The following is a 1,571-nucleotide window of genomic DNA, read 5'->3' on the forward strand; positions in this document are numbered from 1 at the left end:
GTCAGCTCAAGCTCTCCGCCGATGTTGTCGACATTGCCCACAAAGAACGGCGAGCTGATCGCGCTTGCGGGCAGCGTGTCGCCATCAACCATTCGAGTGAAATCAAACGACTCACCATTCAAGACCAGAACATTACCGCTTTTGACAACTTCAAGACTGTCATCGCGTCGTTGTGGAGCCAAATAAATCTTCATTAGAACCATCTCCCGATTGCCACATAACGAACGTTGAAACTCTGAGCGGATGCTCCGTTTCTTATTGTGATTCCGCCAGAGCTTGAGGACGCTGGATAGCTGCTTGTTGCGCCGAAAGCATCGTATGAAGCGCTCGGCACGGCGATACCGATAAACAGAAAACTTGAGTTAAAGAAGTTTGCTGCAAAGGTGACTGTAAAAACATTGCTGTTAGTATTTGCACCATAGCTTGGAGTTGCGATATTCGTTGTTCCGCTTGTGCAGATCAAAGTTCCATCCGCAAACTTTACGTAATCACCACTTGCCGTGCTGCCTCGTTCAATGATCGCGCCGGTCGGGATACCCGCCGACTGTGAAACGGTTCCGAGAATATTTGACTTTGCGTAAGCAACGTCGGTGATGCTGGCGACTGCCATCTTGTCCGCCGCCGTGAAGTACAGGAACTTTCCAGCAACACCCGTCAGAGCAGCAAGGGCGTTGATGGACGCCGAGGCCGCGAGACTTCCGAACTTGTTTACAAGCGTGCGAAGCGCGTCAGCCGAATCTTTCACGTAGCCCTGCATCGGAGCGAGCGCATAACCACCAGCGCCAACGCTCGCTCCTTGATAAACAGGGGAGATCGATATTGCAGTGTCGCTTGCCACGTTTGTGACTTCGTACCACCCGCCATCCGGCCCGCGAAAAGCATCGCCTACCCTGCTATTGGCAATAAATGAAGTTCCAGAGCCGATAACCGCGTTTGAATTTTGAGTGCACGAAACCGTGCCGGTTTTGTACCACGGCATATAGATATGGCCTTTTTATCTGTAAGGAAATGGAAGTCCGGCAGTTCTGATATACAAAGCTTGCGGGTAGCGGTCGGTCGGAAGATTGACGTAAGAAGCCGGGCTGTAAGCGCCGGTACCCACATACTGGCTGAAGATTCCCTCCGTTGTTGCCGCGAAGATGAAGCTTATTCCACCCACTCGTCCGTAAGCCCCTTCAACCACACCGTAGGACCACGGCTGAGTAAACGACCACGCTTCGCTATCAATAACTGTGGCAGTACGGCTCCAGGGCAAGAACACGGCGCACTCCGCGCCGCCCACATCAATGTTGACGATGCACGCAATGTTTGCGCCGGTTGGCTGGGTCATTGAGTAGTAGGAAAGCCTGGTCATCACGCCGCCAGCGTACGTCTCTCTGTACCTGCCATTTGGCCAGACTGAGCCAGGGCCTGGTGCCTGGACTGCTCCGGCGATATTCAGCGGCGGCTGCAATGAATTGAACGTGCACACCCCATTGTTCAGGAACGTCTTGAGGTAAGGACTGCCCGGAATATCATCAGCCATCAAATCAAAGCAGTAGTACTTCGTGTCAGTGCTCGCGCTTGCGTAA

The 1,571-nt window shown here is 53.0% G+C and carries 2 protein-coding genes and 1 pseudogene; all 3 read right to left on the minus strand.

The features are described 5' to 3' along the window. Positions 1–194, minus strand: a pseudogene (locus JL015_RS27505) (hypothetical protein); the annotation flags it as partial. Beyond that, a complete protein-coding gene (locus JL015_RS27510; protein WP_201020683.1) occupies positions 194–979 on the minus strand; it encodes a hypothetical protein in 786 nt (261 codons plus the stop codon). The gene JL015_RS27510 and the pseudogene JL015_RS27505, both read right to left, overlap by 1 nt. Before the next feature lie 15 nt (positions 980–994). After that, the coding region (locus JL015_RS27515) for a hypothetical protein (protein ID WP_201020684.1) at positions 995–1,571 on the minus strand (577 nt) is incomplete at its 5' end.

This window comes from Pseudomonas cichorii, assembly GCF_015471405.1.
Taxonomy (GTDB): domain Bacteria; phylum Pseudomonadota; class Gammaproteobacteria; order Pseudomonadales; family Pseudomonadaceae; genus Aquipseudomonas; species Aquipseudomonas serbiensis.

What these genes read in the sequence shown, in the direction of transcription:
- JL015_RS27510 (WP_201020683.1), bottom strand. Translation starts at nt 979, where the DNA reads ATGCCGTGGTACAAAACCGGCACGGTTTCGTGCACTCAAAATTCAAAC.